This is a genomic window from Pacificimonas sp. ICDLI1SI03 (assembly GCF_054740865.1).
Window position 1 is genome coordinate 1,748,085 of sequence record NZ_JBSQAU010000001.1, and the last position, 20,031, is coordinate 1,768,115.

Below are 20,031 nucleotides of genomic sequence, written 5' to 3' on the forward strand. Positions count from 1 at the left end.
GACGGTTGCCGCCTATTGGTATCGTCGAGGAATTTCGACCGATTTTCCGAACCCGGACACAGAATCAGACCGTCGGCACGGTTCCGCCGTCAATCACATATTCGGTGCCCGTGATGCTGGCCGCACGGTCGGACGCCAGGAAGGCGATCAGACTTGCCACTTCGTCGGGCATTGACGGGCGACCGATCGGTATCCCGCCAAGCGGTTCCATGATCATCCTTTTTCCCAGCTCGACATCCCCGCCATGTTCCGCTGCCAGCCGGGTCGCAAGGTCAACGGACGCCTCCGTCTCGATCCAGCCGGGGGATACCCGCACCACACGGACACCTTTCGGCGAGACCTGCTTTGAAAGGCTCTTGCTGTACGTCGATAGGGCCGCCTTGGCTGCCGCGTAGGCCGTCGTTGCATCCGGCAGAGGCAATTGACGCTGAATCGAGGTCACGTGGATTATGACGCCCCTACCCCGCGCCACCATCGCTGGCACCAGTGCGCGGTCGAGGCGCACCGCAGGCATCAGGTTCAGATCGAGTTCCTGGCGCCATATTTCGTCGCTCAAGCTTTCGAATCCACCGGCCGGGGCGGAAGAGCCGCCCAACATGTGGACAATTATATCCACGCCTCCCATCCGCTGCTCTACGGCGGTCGCCAAGGCCGCGCAGCCATCGCTGCTTGTCAGGTCGGCAGCGACAAATAATGACTCGGACAAACCGGCTGGTCTGGTACGCGCGGCGGTCAGGACGTCCGCGCCGAGTTCGCGAAATAGAGCGACTGTCGCCGCACCAGCGCCACGGGTACCAGACGTGATCAACGCTCTCTTCCCCTGCAGGCTGAGAAACGGAGCGATGCTGTTGTCCAGGTTCCCCTGCCGGACGTCGACAGTCATGGCAGCACCTCCAACTCTGCGATCTTTTCGCCAGCCACAACGAAAAAATAGCGCAGGTCGACCGGGCTTCCGGGGAAATTGCCGACCAGATGGCTCGTGACGACGGTCTTGTCGCCCTGAAGTGCCACCGACACAGGCTCCACGCTATAGTCATATTTTTTTGAGGACTCCGACTTCCACTGCCGAATCGCATCGCGCCCGGTGTAAACATTTCCCTCGTCGCGCACCACCGCATCGGGGGTGAAGCATTCGGAAACAGCATCCGCAGCCAGCTTATTGTCGGCGGTGAAATAATCGGCGATTGCCTTGGGGAGTTCGACGGCCATCTTTCTTCTCCATGATCAGGTGCGATCGGCTTTACGGATCGTTTGCAAGGATCCGTCCTCGCCTGATTGCCTAGGTAAGGATGGACGGCACCTTCGGTAATCGGGATAAAGCGCCATGAGGCATTTCGAAAATGAGAATAATGGCAGGCCGTAGCCTGATCGAGTTCGACGCTGTGCTGGCCATTGCCCGCCGTACCTCTTTCCGGGCGGCCGCACTGGACCTCGGGATGTCCACGACGGCGCTCAGCAACACCATCGGCAAGTTGGAGCGGAAGCTGGGCGTTCGCTTGTTCAACCGTACGACCCGAAGCGTTTCGCTGACGGATGCTGGCCAGAAATTCGTCGATCAGATCGGCCCGCCGCTGCAGGACATTCACGATGCGATGGAGGCCGTGCGATCACAGCAGGAAACACCAACGGGAACGCTTCGCATAAACAGCTATGCGACTGCGGCGCGCGAAATTCTCTCCCCGCTTCTCTTGCGGTTCGTTCGACGCTACCCGGAGGTGCAGATCGACCTCGTTACCGAGGGCAGGCTGGTCGACATCGTCGCCGACGGGTTCGATATGGGCATCCGGAATCTGGATGACGTTCCCAGCGACATGATCGCAATCCCCTTGGGTCGACCTCGCCGCTATGCAGCCGTCGCTTCACCCACATATTTCGAGAAGCATGACAGGCCGCGTGTTCCTCCCGACCTCAGGGGGCATTCCTGCATTCGCGTCAGGCTGCCCAATGGGGCGCTTTATCGATGGCATTTCGAGAAGGAGGGGCAGCCCTTTCAGGTTGATGTCGACGGCCCCATCACGCTGGATGAGGCCAGCCTTGCAAGGATCGCTGCACTGGAAGGGGTCGGCATCGGCTTCTTCATGGAGTCCGACGTGCGCGAAGACATTGCAAAGGGCCGCCTGGTGCGCGTCCTGGACGACTGGACGCCGCCACTTTCCCCCTTATGCCTCTATTATCCCAGTCGCAGAAACCCATCGGCGGCATTCCGGGCCTTTATCGACCTTGCCCGCGATGTGGCCAATCGGGGATAGCGACTTGACCGAGGCGATGGCGAAATTTTGCATCGCGCTCCGCTTATACCTCATTCCCACTCGATCGTGCCGGGGGGCTTTGATGTATAGTCATAGACGACGCGGTTGATGCCGCGCACCTCGTTGACGATGCGCGTGGCGACGTTCGACAGAAATTCCGACGGGAAGGGATAGACGTCGGCTGTCATGCCGTCGGTACTGGTTACCGCGCGAAGGCCGCAGACGCGGTCATAGGTGCGGCTGTCACCCATGACACCGACCGTCCGCACGGGAAGCAGAACCGCAAAGGCCTGCCATATGGCGTCGTAAAGGCCGGCCTTCCTGATTTCCTCGAGATAGATGGCATCGGCCTTTCGCAGGATGTCACATGCCTCCTTCGTCACCTCGCCGGGAATGCGAATGGCGAGGCCGGGTCCGGGAAACGGATGGCGGCCGACGAACTGTTCCGGCAGACCGAGCTCGCGGCCCAGTTCCCTCACCTCGTCCTTGAACAATTCCCGCAGCGGCTCCACCAGCGCCATCTTCATGCGTTCGGGCAAGCCGCCGACATTGTGGTGCGACTTGATCGTCACGCTGGGGCCGCCGGTGAAGCTGACGCTTTCGATCACGTCGGGGTAGAGCGTTCCCTGTGCCAGGAAATCCGCCCCGCCTACCTTCGTCGCCTCTTCATCGAAGACGTCGATGAAGGTCTTGCCGATGAATTTGCGCTTCTTTTCGGGATCATCGACACCAGCAAGACCGGAAAGGAAGCGCTCCTCCGCGCGGACATGCACCAGTGGCATGTCGTAATGGCCGCGGAACAGGCTGACCACCTGTTCGGCTTCGCCCTGCCGCAGCAGCCCATGATCGACGAAGACGCAGGTCAGCTGGTCGCCGATGGCTTCGTGGATCAGGACAGCCGCGACGGAGGAATCGACACCACCTGACAGGCCGCAGATAACGCGCTTGTCACCTACCTGCTCGCGAATTTCCGCGATCTTCTGCGCGCGGAATTCGGCCATGGTCCAGTCCTCGGCAATGCCGCAGACATGGCGCGCGAAGTTCGCGATCAGTTTTGCGCCGTCGGGCGTGTGCACGACCTCTGGATGGAATTGCGTGCCGTAAAATTTGCGCTTCTCGTCGGCGATGACGGCAAAGGGCGCGCCATCGGAAATGGCAACGATCTCGAATCCCGGCGCGAATTGCGTGACCTTGTCACCATGGCTCATCCACACCTGGTGACGTTCGCCGACCTCCCACAACCCATCGAACAGAGCGCAGTCCTGTGTCACGGTCAGGAAGGCGCGACCGAATTCGCCGCTGTCGCCAGGTTCTACCCGGCCGCCCAGCTGATGCGACATCACCTGCTGGCCATAGCAGATGCCCAGAATCGGAACGCCCGCATCGAACAGCATTTGCGGCGCGCGCGGGCTGCCCTCCTCTGGCACGCCGGAGGGCGACCCGGATAGGATGATGCCACGCGGCTTCAGCCGGTGAAACGCTTCCTCCGCCTTCGTGAAAGGCGCGATTTCAGAATAGACGCCGGCCTCCCGCACACGGCGGGCGATCAGCTGGGTGACCTGGCTACCGAAATCGACGACCAGAATGGTTTCCATGGGGGTGACGCTCATGCCGGGCGAGATATGCCCGGCAGCGCGCCGAGTCTAGCGGGTGCCGCAGGTCAGCGGGTCGCAAGCTGCTCGGCAAAGCGGAAACCGGTCACGGAACCATCCTCGGCAAAGCAGGTAAAGCCGGGCGAATCGATCCGCCCCTCGCGCCGATTGTCGATACGAACAGTACCGGTCACGCGCATCTCGCCGCCATCATAGCCAACCTCGTCGATGCGGCTGAGGCGCGCGTCGGCACCATATCTGCCGCCAAGCGATTCAGCCTCTCGCGCGCAGGCGTCGATTGCCCTGCGTTCAGAGGGGAAGCGGCTGGCAAAACCGGGATCGGCGAATGCCCAGTCCGCCAGATCGGGGTCGTTCCGCGCATCATAGGGTTCGTTCGAAGCAGCCGGATAAGCATCGCCGGGATAGGCATCGTCCGGATAGGGCGCCGGTGGCAGCGGCCGCCCCTCCGGCATGTCGCGATCCTTTTTGCCTGCATTGACGATGCCGATGACCGCACCCAGCACAGCGGCACCAATGATTGCATCGCCGACGTCGAAGCCGTCACCACCGCGCCCATGGCGGTGCCGGGATCGCGCATCGGCCCCGGTCGCGAGCGCGGCGGCGAACGCGGTGGTGATCAGGACGAGGATCAAAAGCGCCCGCAGACCTGTGAACATGGCGGAACACCCCCTTATTGCTATCGCGCCTTAGAATGCCGCCGTGCGGCTGTACGATTCATGAACCGTTCAGCGATGCAGTCGCTCCAGTCCGGTGCGCCATTGGTCGGGCAGTGGCACCGGACGCCTGGTTGTTCGGTCGACATAAACGTGCACGAAGAAACCTTCGGCGGCGGCGGCATCGCTGCCGGCGGCAAAGACCCCGACCTCGTACCGGACGCTTGAGGTGCCAATCCGCGCAACGCGGATGCCGGCCTCTATCTGTTGCGGAAAGGCGAGCGACGCGGCGTATCGGCAGCCGGTTTCGACGACCAGCCCGACCATTTCCCCCTTTTCAATGTCGAGAAGCCCCGTTTCGATCAGCCAGGCGTTCACAGCGGTGTCGAACCAGCTGTAATAGACAACATTATTGACGTGCCCATAGACGTCATTATCGGACCAGCGCGTGGCGATTGGGCGGAACGCGGCATAGGCGCTGCGCGGCCTCAATGGTTCGCGGCTCACAACGCCGCCCGATAAAGTCGAAGGGCATCCACACGCGTGATCTCCGCCGGATTGTTGATCAGCAGCCGTTGCTGCTTCATTGCCTCGTCGGCCAACAGGTCCAGATGATCGACCGTTACCCCGACATCGGACAATCGCGGGCTGAGACCGGTGTCCGCCGCAATAGCACGCAATTCCTCGACGAAACCCTGCGCCCGCGCCTGCGTACCGAGCGCACCCAGGCTGGGATCGACCTCTACCGCCAGTTCAGCATAAAGCTCGCGCGCGGCGCCCATATTATGAGTGAGGACATGCGGCAGCATCAGGGCGTTCGACAGTCCGTGCGGCACATGGAAATGGCCGCCAAGCGGGTAGGCTAGCGCATGCACACCCGCGACCGGCGCATTGGAAAAGCACACCCCGGCCAGATGGGCACCGAGCAGCATTGCCGCCCGCGCGTCCCTATTGTCCGGCTGATCGCACACGGTGCGAATATTTGCCGCCAATATCCGCAGCGCTTCCCGTGCCAAGGCGTCAGACAGGGGGTTTTTCAGTCTTTTGGAGGTGAAGGCCTCAATCGCGTGAACCATCGCGTCGATACCCGTCGCCGCAGTAACATGGCGCGGCAGGCCCAGCGTCAGATCGGCGTCCAATATTGCCCAGTCCGCATATAATGCAGGCGAGACGATCCCCTTTTTTTCTGCGCCGCCCACGGTCAGGATCGAAATCGGCGTCGCCTCGGACCCCGTGCCGGCCGTTGTCGGGACCAGGATCAGCGGCAAAGAACGCCCCTTGGCCTGGTCGACGCCGTAAATATCGTCGAGCGCATCACCCGACCCCAGCAAATAGGCCGCCGCCTTGGCAACATCCATCGGACTGCCGCCGCCAAAGCCGATCACGGCGGTGGCACCGATATCATTGCCAGCAGCAACCGCTGCTTCCACCGTACCGGCGCTTGGGTCCGCCTCCACATCGTCGAACACGGTTATTGTCCGATCGGCAAGAGCAGCCAGAGCGCGCTCGGGGAGACCTAGATCGCGGACGCCCGTGTCAGTGATAAACAGAACCGCCCCGTCCGGCAGCAGCCCGGAAAGGTCGGCGGAGGTCCCCGAACCGGAGATTACACGCGGCCCGTAATTAAACTGAAACGTCTGATTCATGGCGCTATTAGTGCGCGGACGCGGCCAATTTCGCAAGGTGTCGCACGCTTCACCGCAAGTATCGCACGATCCCGCGCCTTATCCCTCGACTCTGCTGCGACTCATCATCAACCATAAATTAATGTATGTGTGAGAGCTTCTGCGTGTTGAAGCGAGTCGTTTTGCCGGTGAAACAGGGCCGGGGCGGCGCTGATTTGGGGAACCACAATGCTGGGAACGGGACAATTACAGCACCGGGAGCCGCTGGAAACGGAGGCAAGACATGGATCGCATGTCGACACCGGGATGACCTATCGACGGAATGACGATCAGTGTCTCGCGCTGGTGAAATCCCTGGCGGGCGATATGCCGCTGCGTCTGGCCGCCGCGCATCCCGACGACTGCCCCAATGTTTCTGCCGCGACGATGCGGCTGCGGCGGTTCGTCCGCTTTTATCCCTCCTTCGCGGGCGCCGCATTGTTCGACAATGATGGGAAGCTGCTGGCGAATGCAGATTTCCGCGCTCCCTCGGACGCGCATGTCGATAGCGAGCTGTTCCGGGATGGCAGCATGACGGCTGCGCCGGGTATTACGGAGGATGCCGGACTTGCGCAGGCCGTATCCACCTTTGGCAGCGACACGCTGCTGCATGTCAGCGTCGGATGCCCGCAGAGCGACAAGTCGTGCGGCGTTCTCGTGACGCGGCTGCGCTAGGCAGCCTGTCTTAACCGCTGCGCTAGGCTGCCTGCCGCAACCTGAGGCCGGGCGGCGTGATCAGGCGTTCCGCCAGATCGAACAGACCCTGCATCAAAAGGGCCAGAACCGCCGCCGGGATCGCCCCCTCCAGGATCAACGGAGTGGAGGCTAGACGGATGCCCGTCAGGATCGGCTGCCCATAGCCGCCCGCACCAATGATGGCGCCAAGCGTGGCCAGACCCACAGCGATGACCGCCGCCGTCTTCACACCCGCCATGATTGTCGGCGCAGCCAAGGGCAGTTCCACGCGCCTTAGCCGCGCCCAGCGCGACAGGCCCAGTGCGTCGGCACTGTCCAGCAGGCCCGGCGCTATACCGGTCAGACCCGCATGCACGTTACGGACGATCGGCAGCAGCGAATAAAGAAACAGCGCGAATATCGTCGGCACGGTCCCGATGCCCATCAGTGGGATCAGGATCACGAACAGCGCCAGGCTGGGGATCGTTTGCAGGATACCCACCGCCCCCAGGATGGTGTTGCCGAATTTCGGCAATCTTGCCGCCGCAATGCCGACCGGCACGGCGATAATCATCGCCGCAACCAGCGCAATGCCGACGAGCGCCAGATGCTCCTTCGTGCGCTGCCAGATGCGGGTCGCGGGTCCGTCCTCCGCCTGCGCCTCGATCGTTGATCCCGTCTGCTGTGACACGAACTCTGCCGCCAGCGCGGACGCCGACTCTCCATCGATCTGCGCCCGCTTGTTCAGCCGCTGCATATCCGCCTCGTCCAGCGATCCGGCCAGCGCCGTCAGCGCCGCCTGCGCCTCCGCCGGCAGATCGGCGCGATAGACGAAGACGGCATCATAGGCAGGAAAATGGCCGCGATCGTCCGCCAGCAGGGTCAGGTCATATTCAGCGATCTGCGGGTCCGTAGTATAGGCATCGATGACATCGATCTGTCCCGACACCAGCGCACGATAGGCAAGGTCATGGATCATCCCGCGGACATTCGTCTGGGGCAGATCATAGGCCGCCTTCAGGGCGCGCCAGCCATCCTCACGATCCAGAAATTCGTTCGACACCCCCAGGCTGGCACCGGGGTGCGCGCGCAGATCGCCAATGCTCTGCAGGTCCATTTCCGTAGCCCGGTCCGGCATCAGCGCAATTGCGTAATTGTTGGAAAAGCCGATGCGCGTCATCTTCAACCCGCGTTCTGCCAACGCCGCTTCCAGATCCGCATCGTCCACCGTCCCGTCGCCCGACAGCAATTCGAACCTGAGCGTGCCGGTATATTCGGGATAGACGTCGACCTGCCCGGCAAGAAGCGCGTCGAAGACGATCCGCGATCCGCCAAGCTCCCGCGCATGGCTGGCGGCTTCGCCCGTGCGCGCGGTAATGGCAGCGCGCGCAATCTCTCCCAGTACGACGGATTCGGTAAAGGCCTTGGAAGCCACCTTCACCTCGGCCCGCGCGGCCTGGCCGACGGACATGATCAGCAGGATCAGGCACAGAAACCGGGTCACAGCTTCCTCTCCGCCTCTATGAACTTCGTCACGAAGGGATCGGCGGGCGCCGCTTCGAAGCTTTCGAAACTCCCCTCCTGCACCACATTGCCATCCCGCATCAGTACCAGCCGGTCGGAAAAGAAGCGCGCTTCGGACAGGCTGTGCGTCACCAATACGGCCGTCTTTCCCAGCGTCTCTATGATCGTCTTCAACTCATCCGCCAGTTCGGCGCGAATGATGGGGTCAAGCGCGGAAAGCGGCTCGTCCAGCAGCAGGACGTCGGGGTCCAGGGTCAGCGCCCGAACGATGCCGACACGCTGCCGCTGTCCACCTGACAGTTCCGCCGGATAACGATCAAGCTGGTCGGGCTGCAAATGCGTGAGTTCCGCCAGTTCCCGTGCACGGTCGGCATTGTCGAGGCCCAGTTCCCGGCTCATCAACAGGATGTTCTGACGCGCGGTCAGGTGTGGGAACAGGCCGCCATCCTGAATGACATAGCCGATACGCCGCCGTACCGTGCGCCAGTCCGTGACCGGCGCCCCGTCGAACAAAAGCTGGCCGTCGGAACGCACCAGCCCCGCCATAACCCGCAACAGAGTGGACTTGCCGGATCCCGACGGACCGATCAGCACGAGCGTGCGGCCAGGTTCCACGTCCAGATCCACCGGCCGCAGGGCAACCGTCGAACCGTAATTGACGCTGATGTTTTTAAGGGAAAACATATGCCGCCCCATGGGCTAACCTTGTGAGACTATTTTGCAAGCCGCCACCCTTGTGTTGCCCATATACAACACCCATTTCCTGTGCATCGATTATGGGGATCAAGACATGAACATCGAATCCTTTTCCGACCGTACCAAGGGGTTTCTGCAGGCAGCGCAAACTGTTGCCATTCGCAACAGCCACCAGCGCATTTCGCCGCTGCATCTGTTAAAGGCATTGCTGGACGACGAGCAGGGTATGTCCGCGGGACTTATCTCGAAATCCGGGGGTGATCCGAAAATCGCCGTGCAGCTGACCGATCAGGCCTTGGCCAAGATCGCACAGGTCACGGGGTCCGGCGCGCAAGAGGTGGCGTGGGACAATGATTCCGTACGCGTCCTTACCCAGGCCGAAGACAATGCGAAAAAGGTCGGGGATTCCTTCGTCACGGTACAGCAACTGCTTCTGGCCCTCGCGCTGTCGCCGGGAGAGGCCGGCACCGCCCTGAAAACTGCTGGCGTCACGCCGCAGGCATTGAACGAGGCCATTCGCGACCTGACCGGCGGCCGCACTGCCGATACGGCCGGTGCGGAGGCGCAATATGATGCGCTAAAGAAATTCGCACAGGACCTGACCGAGAAGGCCAGGGCGGGGAAGATCGACCCGATCATCGGCCGCGACGAGGAAATTCGCCGCACGATCCAGGTGCTGGCGCGCCGCACGAAGAACAATCCCGTCCTGATCGGCGACCCCGGTGTGGGCAAGACCGCGATCGCAGAGGGGCTGGCGCTCAGGATCGCCAATGGCGACGTGCCAGACGGCATCAAGAACCGTACGCTGATGTCACTCGACATGGGCGCACTGATCGCCGGCGCTAAATATCGCGGCGAGTTCGAGGAGCGGCTGAAGGGCGTCATCGACGAGGTGAAAGCCTCGGATGGCCAGATCATCCTGTTCATCGACGAAATGCACACGCTTGTCGGCGCCGGGAAAGCCGATGGCGCCATGGACGCATCGAACCTGATCAAGCCCGCCCTCGCGCGCGGCGAACTGCACTGCATCGGCGCAACGACGCTCGACGAATACAGGAAATATATCGAAAAGGACGCGGCCCTGGAACGGCGTTTCCAGCCGGTCGTCATCGACGAACCCACCGTCGAGGACACGGTGTCGATCCTGCGCGGCATCAAGGACAAGTACGAGTTGCACCACGGCGTCCGCATCACCGATGGGGCGCTGGTGGCGGCGGCGCAGCTATCCCACCGCTACATCTCCGACCGCTTCCTGCCCGACAAGGCCATCGACCTGATGGACGAAGCGGCGAGCCGCATCCGCATGGAGGTGGAATCCAAACCCGAAGAAATCGAAACACTCGACCGGCGCATCATACAGCTGAAGATCGAGGAATCCGCGCTGGCCAAGGAAAGCGACGAGGCCTCTCGCACGCGGCTGGAAAATCTGCGGCAGGAATTGACCGACCTTGAGGAACAGTCCGCTGCGCTGACCCAGCGCTGGCAGGCGGAACGCGACAAGATCAACGCCGAGCAGACCCTGAAAGAAGAGCTCGATGCCGCCCGCATCGAACTGGAACAGGCGCAGCGGGAGGGCAATCTGCAACGCGCCGGCGAGCTCAGCTATGGCCGCATCCCCGAACTCGAAAAGCGTCTGACCGAGGCGGCGCAGGCGTCGGAAGGCGCAATGCTGCGCGAGGAAGTGACGGCGGACGACATCGCCTCCGTCGTGGCGCGCTGGACCGGCATACCGATGGAACGGATGCTGGAGGGCGAACGGGAGAAACTCCTAAACATGGAGGAGGAACTGGGCAAACGCGTCATCGGTCAGGAGGACGCGGTAAAGGTCGTGTCAAAGGCAGTGCGCCGCGCCCGCGCCGGCCTGAAGGACCCGAACCGCCCACTCGGCAGCTTCCTGTTTTTGGGGCCGACCGGCGTCGGCAAGACCGAATTGACGAAATCGCTCGCCGCCTTCCTGTTCGATGATCCGAACGCGATGGTCCGCATCGACATGTCGGAATTCATGGAAAAGCACGCCGTGTCCCGCCTGATCGGGGCACCGCCGGGCTATGTCGGCTATGATGAAGGCGGCGTCCTGACGGAGGCTGTCCGGCGCAAGCCCTATCAGGTCGTGCTGTTCGACGAGGTGGAAAAGGCGCACCCGGATGTCTTCAACGTCCTGTTGCAATTGCTGGATGACGGGCGACTGTCCGACAGCCATGGCCATGTCGTCGATTTTGCCAATACGATCGTCATTCTGACCTCGAACCTCGGCTCGCAATATCTGTCGGATCTGCGTGCGGACCAGGCTGTCGAAGAGGTGGAGGACCAGGTCATGGAAATCGTCCGCAGCCATTTCCGTCCGGAATTCCTGAACCGGTTGGACGACATCATCCTGTTTCACCGCCTGGGCGAGAGCCATATGGGACCCATTGTGGATATTCAGTTGCAGCGCGTTCAGGATCTGCTGGCAGACCGCAAGATCATTCTGGAGCCGACCGATGCGGCCAGGGCCTGGATCGGCCGGGTAGGCTATGACCCGGTCTATGGCGCCCGCCCGCTGAAGCGCGCCATACAGCGCTACGTTCAGGATCCGCTGGCCGACATGATCCTGTCGGGCGACGTTCCCGATGGCGCGACCGTGCATATCGAAGAGGGGGACGGCGAATTGAATTTCGACGTTCACACTTTGCCCCGTTAGCTGCCTATGGTTCCGCCCGAACTGCGGCGCTAAGCTGATAGATTCAGAAGGGCGGAACCGATGCAGGGACAGTCGACAGATCAATCAGGGGGTTGGGGAATTCCCCATCTGACCGCGATGGACGCGGACGGCCCCTTCGGGCCCCGCGCCTATGCGGCCATGTATACGCGCCAGGCGACGCTGAACCTGATCATCGTCGCCTTGTCCGTATTCGGATCCGTGATCGTCACATGGAGGCAGCTTCCATGGCGGCTTGAACTGGTTTGGGGCATTTTATTCGGCGGTAGCGTTATCTGGCAGGCACACCGCCGCTTCATCGGAGGCCGAAAGGAACTGACCGAAGAGCGGGCCCGCAGGATCCTGTCCAAGGCCTGTCGCCATGCATTTGTGGCGGGCGTTGGCTGGGCGGTCACGGCGTTCGCGCTGCCCTATCTGAATGGACCGAGCCAGGTCGCGATCAGTCTTATCGCCCTCAGCCTGACGGTTGCCGTGACAACGACCTTAAGTTCGGTGCCGAGGGCCGCAGTCGCCTTCATCGGGCCGGTCGTGCTGACCTATGTCATGGTCTTCATCACGCGCGGCAGCCTGCCCTATTTTGCGCTGGGCGGCCTGGGCCTCGCCTTTCTGGTCGTCATCCTAATCGCAATGCGCATCAACGCCATTTCCCTGAAAAGCGAGCTGGTGGCGCGTTCGGAGGCGCTCACGGCCCGCGAAGCACTGGCAAGCGGCCAGGACCTGTGGTCCGAATTTTCAGGTTCGGCCGAAGCGTTTGCCCTGTTCGACGAGAATAAGGAATTACTGCTGTGGAATGAGGCCTATCGCCGGCTGATCGGCGCGGATCACTTGTCCAGTGGACAATATTGGGAAGATATCGATGCAAAGAACAGCAGCCGTCTGCCAGAAGATGTCGTGATGCGCGGGCTGGGACCCGTCGGCCCCGATTTCACGCAGACCTTTTCCCTGTCCAATCGCTGGTATCAGACAACGATCCGCCCGCTGTCGAACGGTCACATCGCCATCAACCACGCCGACATCACCACATTGAAGGACAATGAGCGTGAACTTCTGGTGCTGCAGGGCGATCTGATGGCCGCCCGCGACCGGGCGCAGGCCGCGAACGAGGCCAAGACCGATTTCCTGGCGAAGATGAGCCACGAGCTTCGTACGCCGCTGAACGCGGTAATCGGATTCTCCGAACTGATGGTGCAGGATTATCAGCGCGAGCGTATCGATCCCGCTCGCCATGCCGGATATGCGCGCATCATTTCCGATTCGGGCCAGCATCTCCTGTCGATCGTCAATGATCTTCTCGACCTCGCCCGGATCGAGGCACGACAGATGAAGCTTTCCGAGAGCAATGTCGATCTGGCCGAAATGGTCAGAAGCGCGCGGCTGCTTATCGAGGGGCGGGAAGAGAATTTGCGCCTGTCATTCAGCGAGAAACTGCCGGATGTGCCGATCGTCGCACGGGCCGATCGCCGCCTGCTCCGGCAAGCAGTCCTCAACCTTATCGAGAACGCAGTGAAATTCTGCCATACTGATCCTTTTGTCGTTCTTTCCGTCGTCGCCGCCGAAGATGGGGGCGCCCATATTTGCGTCGAGGATAATGGCATCGGTATTCCAGAGCATCTCCGCGACACCGTCACCGATCCCTTCGTCCAGGCCGAACCGAGTGAAACCCGCCAATATGGCGGTGTCGGCCTTGGCCTTGCCCTGGTGCGTCAGTTTGCTGAGTTGCACGGCGGTAATCTTCTGTTGTTTCCCCGCGAGGGCGGCGGCACGCGTGCCTGTCTGACGGTACCCGCGGACCGCATCGTGCCATCTGCGGAGTGACTGTCTGACCGTCCGATTCTACGCAGCGGACGCGTTCTCTTCGACATGGGCTACCACACGGGCTACGACACGGGCGGACGGCGGCGATAGCTGAGCGCTTCGGCGATATGCACCCACCCCACCGTCTCCGCTGCTGCCAGATCCGCAATGGTTCGCGCGACCTTCAAGACCCGGTGGTAGGACCGCGCCGTCAGACGCATTGCCTCGGCGGCCTTCGCCAGAAGGTCCCGCCCCGCCTCGTCGGGCGTCGCGACCGTCTCCAGCAATTTGCCATCTGCCTCTGCATTCGTGCGCGCGCTTTCTTTCTGGTAGCGGGCCGACTGAACCGCCCGCGCCTTTGCCACGCGCGCCGCCACCTCCGCACTTCCCTCTGCGGGGGGCGGCATGGTCAGGTCGGCGGCGGTGACGGCCTCCACCTCTACGTGCAGGTCGATACGGTCGAGAAGCGGACCGGACAGCTTCGCCTGGTAATCCGCCGCGCATTTGGGCGCGCGTGCACATGCAAGAGCCGGGTCGCCCAGATGACCGCAGCGGCAAGGATTCATGGCAGCGATCAATTGCACGCGCGCCGGGTAGGTGACGTGCAATGCTGCGCGGGCCACGGAAATCTCACCCGTTTCAAGCGGTTGTCGCAGGCTATCGAGGACGCGACGTTCGAATTCCGGCAGTTCGTCCAGAAACAGGATCCCCAGATGCGCCATGCTGACCTCGCCCGGCCGCGCCTTTTGCCCGCCGCCAACCAGCGCGGGCATGGAGGCGCTGTGATGCGGCGCGCGATAGGGGCGTTGCCGGATCAGACGCCCCGCCTCCAGCGCGCCCGCGACCGACGCGACCATCGACACCTCCAGCGCCTCCTCCGGCGTCAATGGGGGCAATATTCCCGGCAATGTCGAGGCCATCAGAGACTTTCCGGAACCGGGTGGCCCGGACATCAATAGATTATGGCCGCCGGCGGCCGCGATCTCCAACGCGCGCTTTGCCGTTTCCTGCCCCTTCACCGCGCTCAGGTCGGGCGAGGGCGCGCCCTCCACCGCCGCGGCTGGCGCTGGCGCTGACAGCAATTGCGTGCCGCGGAAATGATTCAGCAGTTCCAGAAGGCCGGGGGCGGCCAGAACCTCAATCCGTCCCGCCCATGCCGCCTCCCCGCCCTGCGCCGCAGGACAGATCAGACCAAGATCGTTGCTGGAGGCATGCAGCGCCGCCAGCAAGACGCCGGGAACGGTTGCGACGCGACCATCCAGTCCCAGTTCACCGACGATCAAATACTCGGCCAGTTGCTCTGCATCGACGATGCCCATGGCTGCCAAGAGACCGAGCGCGATGGGCAGATCGTAGTGTGATCCCTCCTTTGGCAGGTCGGCGGGACTGAGATTTACCGTGACACGTTGAAACGGCATGGCCAGGCCGATCCCGGAAAGCGCCGCGCGCACCCTCTCCTGCGATTCGGCGACCGCCTTGTCGGCCAGACCGACGATGGAAAATTTCTGACCGCCCTTTGCGATCTGAACCTGCACGTCGACGGTGCGGGCCTCAAGCCCAAGAAAAGCCACTGTCGTGACATGTGCGACCATCTGCGAAATCCCCCTTTGCCCGCCGCGTTACCGAGCGGACCTGCAGAAAGTCCATGAAGTTTTCTGCACCGGTATTGAAAAGACACTGCGCAGGCCTTCATGGGGTGATTTGACAATGCCCGATTCTCTCCGCCCTGCCGATCCTGTACCTCCCGGCGCCGAGCGGCTGGAGGAGGTGGCGCTGCGCGTCACCCTGAAGCGCCGCCGCCCCCTATGGCGACGCTGGTCGGAACTCGTGGCGGGAATTATCCTGTGTCTGCTGGCGCCGCCCATAGGCGGCCTTGCCCCCGGCCCTCTCGGTTTGGCGGGATTTGCACTCGGCATGACGTTGATTCTCAGAAATTCGCGATGGGCGAAAAGGCGCTATGTGCTGTTCGTCAGGCGCTGGCCGCGCTGGGGTCGCTGGGCAGACTGGCTGTTACGACGCGGCCCCCGGCCGTTCGGCGCGGGCTCTTAGCCATCGGATCAGGACCGGCAACAAAGCCAGAACCGCAAGGCCGACGATCGGCAGCAGCACTGCAGGATCGGTCAGTACGCCGGACAGGCTGATCTGGTCGCCGCGCGCAATCACGGCCCCCGCGCCAGCGCCAATGCTGGCGAACACGAATGTGCCAGGAATGATGCCCAAGCCGGTGCCCAGCACATATGGAAGCGTTCGCATACCGAACAATCCGGCCGCTATATTAACGAGGAAAAAGGGAAAGGCGGGCACCAGCCGCAAAAAGAGCAGATAATTAAAGGCGTTGTCCTCAAAGCCATCGCGCAGCTTTTTCACGCGCGGCCCCGCCTTTTCCCGCAACAGGTCGGCGAGGGCGGTGCGCGCCGCCAGGAATATGATCGTGGCGCCCAATGTGGCACCGACGACCGTCAGACTGCCCCCCAGCGCAACGCCGAACAGCAACCCGCCCGCAATGGTCAGCGGTGCGGCACCCGGCACGCTGATCGCCGTCACCAGCGTATACAGCGCCATATAGGCAATGGCGGCAATCAGCAGGTTTGCCGCAACATAGGCGGTTAAATTGGCATATTGCGCGCTTAGAAAGTCGAGGCTGATATACTGGCCGCCGCCTAGCACGAAAAATATGATGAGCCCCGCCGCCAAGAGGGCGATGGGCGCAAACCTTCGAATCGCAGGCTTGCCCTTACCGGTCTCGGCCATGCACACGGCTCCCCGTTCATCGCATCATGTTCGATCCCGACTATGTCCTTTAAAGAAGAATGAAAGTGTTTTCGCAAAGGCGCCGGACGGTCGAGGGAGATTTGCTCCCCCCGACAATATTTGACTTTTGGGGCGCTGCGGACTATCCGCGCCACAGACGATGAAGGTCGCCCCGCTTTGCAAGATTCGGCGGCAGGTGGCCCTTTCTTTTGATAAGCACAGGTGATGTCCGATGAAGCGCACGTTTCAGCCCTCCAATCTCGTCCGCAAGCGGCGGCACGGCTTTCGCGCGCGCATGGCCACGAAATCGGGTCGTCAGATTCTGAACGCACGCCGCCGTCAGGGCCGCAAGAAGCTCAGCGCCTAGGCCAGAGCCGCGCCACGCGCATCGAAACGCTGCGCAAGCGCCGGGATTTTCTGGCTGCAAACCGGGGCGCGCGTGCGGCAACCGACGCGTTCGTCCTACTTCTTCATCCACGGCAGGACGGGAACGATATGGTCCGCGTCGGCTATACAGTGACGAAGAAGATCGGCAATGCCGTCGTCCGCAATCGCCTGAAGCGCCGCCTGAGAGCGGCGGTCCGAGAGGTGATGCCCTCCGCTGCACCCGCTGGCCATGACATCGTCCTGATCGGGCGAAGCGGCGGTCTTGGCCAGGAATTCGCGAAATTGACGCGTGATCTTGCCCGGGCGATACCCCGCGCGAACGCGAAACTCTGACATGCGCGCGGCGATCATCCTTCTTATGCGCGGATGGCAGCGTTTCATTTCACCGCTGCTGCCGCCCGCTTGTCGTTTTCAGCCCACATGCTCGCAATACGGGATAGAGGCGGTGAGGAAACATGGCGCGCTGAGGGGCGGCTGGCTGACGCTGGCCCGTATCGCGCGCTGTCATCCGCTGGGCGGGTCGGGCTATGACCCCGTGCCGCATGGAAAAGCAGGGACACGGACCAAGTGAATTCTGATAACCGCAACCTTCTGATCGCCATGGTGCTGTCGATTGCCGTCCTGTTCGGATGGTCGGCATTTTCCCCCGACCCCGTCGTACCGACCGCATCCGAGCCATCGACCGAATTCGTCGATGGCGAGCAGGTGGTGGTGAAAGACGGGAATGAAGGGCCGCTGGGTGCCGCAGCGCCAACTGTGATCCGGGAACGTGCGGAGGTGCTGGCGGAAAGCCGCCGTGTTCCTATCGACACCCCCGCCCTGTCCGGCACGATCAATCTGTCGGGCGCGCGCATCGATGATCTGCGGTTGCTGCGCCATCATGAAAGCCTGGACGGCGAAGCCGACATTCGCCTGTTCTCACCATCGGGCGCGCCGGACAGCTACTTTGCGGAATTCGGCTGGACCGGACAGGGGGATCTGCCCGACGCATCCACGCAATGGACCGCCGATGGCGAACGGCTGACGCCTGAAACGCCCTTGACGCTCGCATGGACCAACGACGTCGGCGTACGCTTCCTGATCGAATTGTCGGTTGACGAGGATTATTTGTTCACGGCGCGGCAGCGTATCGAAAATCGTGGCGACCAGGCCGTCGTCGCACGCCCCTACGGACTCGTCGCCCGTGATGGCACGGGCCCCGACGAAAGCACGTTCAACGCCCATATCGGCCCCATCGGCGTATTCGACGGGGAATTCGCCGACGTGGAATATGAGGATATCGTTGACGAGGGCGGCCGCATCGACAACAGCTCGACTGGCGGATGGCTGGGCTTTACCGACAAATACTGGCTGACCGCGATTATCGACGAGCCCAATGCGCCGGTGCGCACGAACTTCCGCGCGAGCGGCGACCGCTATCAGGCTACCATGCAAGGCGAGCCGATGGCGGTAGGTCCCGGCACTGCCGCGGGCGACACGTTCCGCTTGTTCGCCGGCGCCAAGGAAGTCGAGGTCCTGGACCGTTACGAGAACCAGGTCGGCATTCCGTTGCTGGAACGCTCCGTCGACTGGGGCTGGTTTCGCATCATCGTGAAGCCGATCCACGCGCTTCTGACCTGGCTCTTTGCCTTTGCGGGGAATTACGGCGTCGCGATCATCCTTCTGGTTCTCATCATCCGCATCGTGCTGTTTCCGATTGCCAACAAGCAATTTGAATCCATGGCGAAGTTGCGCCGCATCCAGCCCAAGATGAAGGCGATGCAGGAACGCTACAAGGACGACAAGCCGAAGCTGCAGCAGGAAATGATGAAGCTGTACAAGGAGGAGAAGGCCAACCCCATCGGCGGTTGCCTACCCGTCCTGCTACAAATTCCCATCTTCTACGCGCTCTACAAGACCCTGCTCTTGTCGATAGAGGTCAGGCATCAGCCCTTTGCCCTGTGGATCAAGGATCTGAGCGCGCCGGATCCGCTGACACCCGTCAATCTGTTCGGCTTTCTGCCCTTCGACCCGCCCGGGTTCATGGCGATCGGTGTGCTGCCGATCCTGCTGGGCATCACCATGTTCATCCAGTTCAAGCTGAACCCCGCGCCCATGGATGAGATGCAGAAAAAGGTGTTTTCCATCCTGCCATGGGTATTCATGGTCATCATGGCGCCATTCGCGGCAGGCCTGCAGCTGTACTGGATGGTCAACAACATCTTCTCCATCGCCCAGCAATGGTACCTGATCAAGAAATTCCCGGCCGACCCTGCGCCGGATGCGGCCAAGCCCGCAAAATGACCGGCGCCACATCGTGACCGGAGAAGAGAAGCACGCTCGCAACCTGTTCCGCGACGGCGCAGCCTTTTCCATGTCGGTTGCCCGCCTGGAACAATTGCCCGTCGATGAGGTGCCGGAAATTGCCTTTGCGGGCCGCTCCAATGTCGGCAAATCATCACTGCTGAACGCCCTGACCACAAAGGACGGGCTGGCGCGAACGTCCAACACGCCGGGCCGCACGCAACTCCTCAACCTATTCCCGGTGGGCGAGCCGCCATTGATGCGCCTGGTCGATATGCCGGGCTATGGCTATGCGAAGGCCCCGAAACAGGTCGTAGAGGGCTGGAAACGCCTGGTATTCGATTATCTGCGGGGGCGTCGCAATCTGAAGCGCGTCATGCTGCTGATCGACGCCCGCCGCGGGCCCAAGCCCGTCGATGAAGAAGTGATGTCGCTGCTCGACGAGGCGGCCGTGACCTACCAGCTGATCCTGACCAAGGCGGACAAGATAAAGAAGGTTGAGACGGTTCAGGAGCTGGCGGCCGAGGCCGTTCGCAAACGCCCGGCAGCCTTTCCCGAAGTCCGTGCGACGAGCGCGGAAAAGAACCTGGGCATCGACATGCTGCGGGTGGAAATTCTGGATACCGCGCAAAACTGATCGCAGGCATTCTTGCCGCGCTAAATAAAAGATCAGCGGACCACTCGCCAACGCCCGTCAGCGATCCTGTCACACACCCATCCCATTTCCGCGCAGAATAACGGCACATCCTTTTCGGCCGCCGGATCATCGGCGATGAGTTCGAGGGCGGTTCCGGGCGCCAAGGGCAGTGCCACCTTTCGCAGCCGCAATACCGGCAAGGGGCATCTGAGGCCACGGGCGTCGATGCGTACGCCCTGAAAATCGTTCGGTCCGGGCATGGGCGTTGGAATAGGTGCGTGTCGTTCACTCATCAGCGATGCCTAGCATACGCCGCTACGCTACGGCCGCATCAGCCTTTTCCTCTCCCCCTTAAAAAAGGAAAGGGCCAGCGCATTACTGCGCCGGCCCTCGTCTCGTTTCCTGCG

21 protein-coding genes are annotated in these 20,031 nt (G+C 62.1%); 10 read left to right on the top strand and 11 right to left on the bottom strand.

Annotated features, from left to right (window positions below; all coding sequences use genetic code 11):
• Positions 1 to 64: 64 nt before the first annotated feature.
• Together ACSMXM_RS08445 and ACSMXM_RS08450 are read right to left on the bottom strand one after the other, a co-directional pair.
• Positions 65 to 883, bottom strand: a complete 819-nt coding sequence (locus ACSMXM_RS08445; protein WP_460315512.1) for an SDR family oxidoreductase — start codon at positions 881 to 883, stop codon at positions 65 to 67.
• A complete protein-coding gene (locus ACSMXM_RS08450) occupies positions 880 to 1,209 on the bottom strand; it encodes a nuclear transport factor 2 family protein (protein WP_460315513.1) in 330 nt (109 codons plus the stop codon). The genes ACSMXM_RS08445 and ACSMXM_RS08450 overlap by 4 nt, the downstream gene beginning before the upstream one ends.
• 140 nt (positions 1,210 to 1,349) lie before the next feature.
• Here ACSMXM_RS08450 and ACSMXM_RS08455 point away from each other — a divergent pair, with 140 nt between their 5' ends.
• Positions 1,350 to 2,249, top strand: a complete 900-nt coding sequence (locus ACSMXM_RS08455) for a LysR substrate-binding domain-containing protein (RefSeq protein ID WP_460315514.1) — start codon at positions 1,350 to 1,352, stop codon at positions 2,247 to 2,249.
• 50 nt (positions 2,250 to 2,299) lie between these two features.
• Here the strand turns inward: ACSMXM_RS08455 and guaA are convergent, their stop codons facing one another.
• The 4 genes from guaA to ACSMXM_RS08475 form a co-directional block, all read right to left on the bottom strand.
• On the bottom strand, positions 2,300 to 3,859 hold the full coding sequence (gene guaA / locus ACSMXM_RS08460; protein WP_460315515.1) for a glutamine-hydrolyzing GMP synthase: 1,560 nt from the start codon (positions 3,857 to 3,859) through the stop codon (positions 2,300 to 2,302).
• Between the two features lie 50 nt (positions 3,860 to 3,909).
• Positions 3,910 to 4,518, bottom strand: a complete 609-nt coding sequence (locus tag ACSMXM_RS08465) for a hypothetical protein (protein WP_460315516.1) — start codon at positions 4,516 to 4,518, stop codon at positions 3,910 to 3,912.
• A 69-nt stretch (positions 4,519 to 4,587) separates the two neighbouring features.
• The gene (locus ACSMXM_RS08470) at positions 4,588 to 5,022 is read right to left on the bottom strand and encodes an acyl-CoA thioesterase (protein WP_460315517.1); all 435 of its coding nucleotides are present in this window, start codon (positions 5,020 to 5,022) and stop codon (positions 4,588 to 4,590) included.
• Positions 5,019 to 6,161 carry an iron-containing alcohol dehydrogenase gene (locus ACSMXM_RS08475; protein ID WP_460315518.1) on the bottom strand — a complete coding sequence of 381 codons (1,143 nt, stop codon included), beginning with the start codon at positions 6,159 to 6,161 and terminating at the stop codon, positions 5,019 to 5,021. Before ACSMXM_RS08475 ends, ACSMXM_RS08470 begins: the two co-directional genes overlap by 4 nt.
• Positions 6,162 to 6,368: 207 nt before the next feature.
• On the opposite strand from ACSMXM_RS08475, the gene ACSMXM_RS08480 reads away from it, so the two are divergent.
• Positions 6,369 to 6,854, top strand: a complete 486-nt coding sequence (locus ACSMXM_RS08480) for a hypothetical protein (RefSeq protein WP_460315519.1) — start codon at positions 6,369 to 6,371, stop codon at positions 6,852 to 6,854.
• A 22-nt stretch (positions 6,855 to 6,876) separates the two neighbouring features.
• On the opposite strand, the gene ACSMXM_RS08485 is transcribed toward ACSMXM_RS08480, so the two are convergent.
• A complete protein-coding gene (locus ACSMXM_RS08485) occupies positions 6,877 to 8,358 on the bottom strand; it encodes a glycine betaine ABC transporter substrate-binding protein (RefSeq protein ID WP_460315520.1) in 1,482 nt (493 codons plus the stop codon).
• The gene (locus ACSMXM_RS08490; RefSeq protein ID WP_460315521.1) at positions 8,355 to 9,062 is read right to left on the bottom strand and encodes an ATP-binding cassette domain-containing protein; all 708 of its coding nucleotides are present in this window, start codon (positions 9,060 to 9,062) and stop codon (positions 8,355 to 8,357) included. The genes ACSMXM_RS08485 and ACSMXM_RS08490 overlap by 4 nt, the downstream gene beginning before the upstream one ends.
• 106 nt (positions 9,063 to 9,168) lie before the next feature.
• On the opposite strand from ACSMXM_RS08490, the gene clpB reads away from it, so the two are divergent.
• Together clpB and ACSMXM_RS08500 are read left to right on the top strand one after the other, a co-directional pair.
• Positions 9,169 to 11,754 carry an ATP-dependent chaperone ClpB gene (clpB, locus tag ACSMXM_RS08495; protein WP_460315522.1) on the top strand — a complete coding sequence of 862 codons (2,586 nt, stop codon included), beginning with the start codon at positions 9,169 to 9,171 and terminating at the stop codon, positions 11,752 to 11,754.
• Positions 11,755 to 11,814: 60 nt separating this feature from the next.
• A complete protein-coding gene (locus ACSMXM_RS08500; RefSeq protein WP_460315523.1) occupies positions 11,815 to 13,587 on the top strand; it encodes a sensor histidine kinase in 1,773 nt (590 codons plus the stop codon).
• A gap of 62 nt (positions 13,588 to 13,649) precedes the next feature.
• Here ACSMXM_RS08500 and ACSMXM_RS08505 read toward each other — a convergent pair whose 3' ends face one another.
• The gene (locus tag ACSMXM_RS08505) at positions 13,650 to 15,158 is read right to left on the bottom strand and encodes a YifB family Mg chelatase-like AAA ATPase (RefSeq protein ID WP_460315524.1); all 1,509 of its coding nucleotides are present in this window, start codon (positions 15,156 to 15,158) and stop codon (positions 13,650 to 13,652) included.
• Between the two features lie 115 nt (positions 15,159 to 15,273).
• Between ACSMXM_RS08505 and ACSMXM_RS08510 the strand changes: the two genes are divergently transcribed.
• Positions 15,274 to 15,615, top strand: a complete 342-nt coding sequence (locus ACSMXM_RS08510) for a hypothetical protein (protein WP_460315525.1) — start codon at positions 15,274 to 15,276, stop codon at positions 15,613 to 15,615.
• On the opposite strand, the gene ACSMXM_RS08515 is transcribed toward ACSMXM_RS08510, so the two are convergent.
• Positions 15,577 to 16,317 carry a TVP38/TMEM64 family protein gene (locus tag ACSMXM_RS08515; protein WP_460315526.1) on the bottom strand — a complete coding sequence of 247 codons (741 nt, stop codon included), beginning with the start codon at positions 16,315 to 16,317 and terminating at the stop codon, positions 15,577 to 15,579. The two genes, ACSMXM_RS08510 and ACSMXM_RS08515, sit on opposite strands and share 39 nt — an antisense overlap.
• A gap of 232 nt (positions 16,318 to 16,549) precedes the next feature.
• Here ACSMXM_RS08515 and rpmH point away from each other — a divergent pair, with 232 nt between their 5' ends.
• Genes rpmH through yihA form a run of 5 tightly spaced genes read left to right on the top strand, consistent with a single transcriptional unit; the run spans position 16,550 to position 19,624 of the window.
• Positions 16,550 to 16,684 carry a 50S ribosomal protein L34 gene (gene rpmH / locus ACSMXM_RS08520; RefSeq protein WP_218445634.1) on the top strand — a complete coding sequence of 45 codons (135 nt, stop codon included), beginning with the start codon at positions 16,550 to 16,552 and terminating at the stop codon, positions 16,682 to 16,684.
• Positions 16,685 to 16,734: 50 nt separating this feature from the next.
• Positions 16,735 to 17,037: a ribonuclease P protein component gene (gene rnpA, locus ACSMXM_RS08525; protein ID WP_460316384.1), complete on the top strand. Its 303-nt coding sequence runs from the start codon at positions 16,735 to 16,737 to the stop codon at positions 17,035 to 17,037.
• 1 nt (position 17,038) lies between these two features.
• Complete coding sequence (gene yidD / locus ACSMXM_RS08530; RefSeq protein ID WP_460315527.1) at positions 17,039 to 17,275, top strand: membrane protein insertion efficiency factor YidD; 237 nt, start codon at positions 17,039 to 17,041, stop codon at positions 17,273 to 17,275.
• On the top strand, positions 17,272 to 18,987 hold the full coding sequence (yidC, locus tag ACSMXM_RS08535) for a membrane protein insertase YidC (RefSeq protein WP_460315528.1): 1,716 nt from the start codon (positions 17,272 to 17,274) through the stop codon (positions 18,985 to 18,987). The genes yidD and yidC overlap by 4 nt, the downstream gene beginning before the upstream one ends.
• A complete protein-coding gene (gene yihA / locus ACSMXM_RS08540; protein WP_460315529.1) occupies positions 18,965 to 19,624 on the top strand; it encodes a ribosome biogenesis GTP-binding protein YihA/YsxC in 660 nt (219 codons plus the stop codon). The genes yidC and yihA overlap by 23 nt, the downstream gene beginning before the upstream one ends.
• Before the next feature lie 32 nt (positions 19,625 to 19,656).
• Here yihA and ACSMXM_RS08545 read toward each other — a convergent pair whose 3' ends face one another.
• Entirely contained in the window at positions 19,657 to 19,917 is a 261-nt protein-coding gene (locus ACSMXM_RS08545) for a sulfurtransferase TusA family protein (RefSeq protein WP_460315530.1), read from the bottom strand.
• Between the last annotated feature and the right edge of the window lie 114 nt (positions 19,918 to 20,031).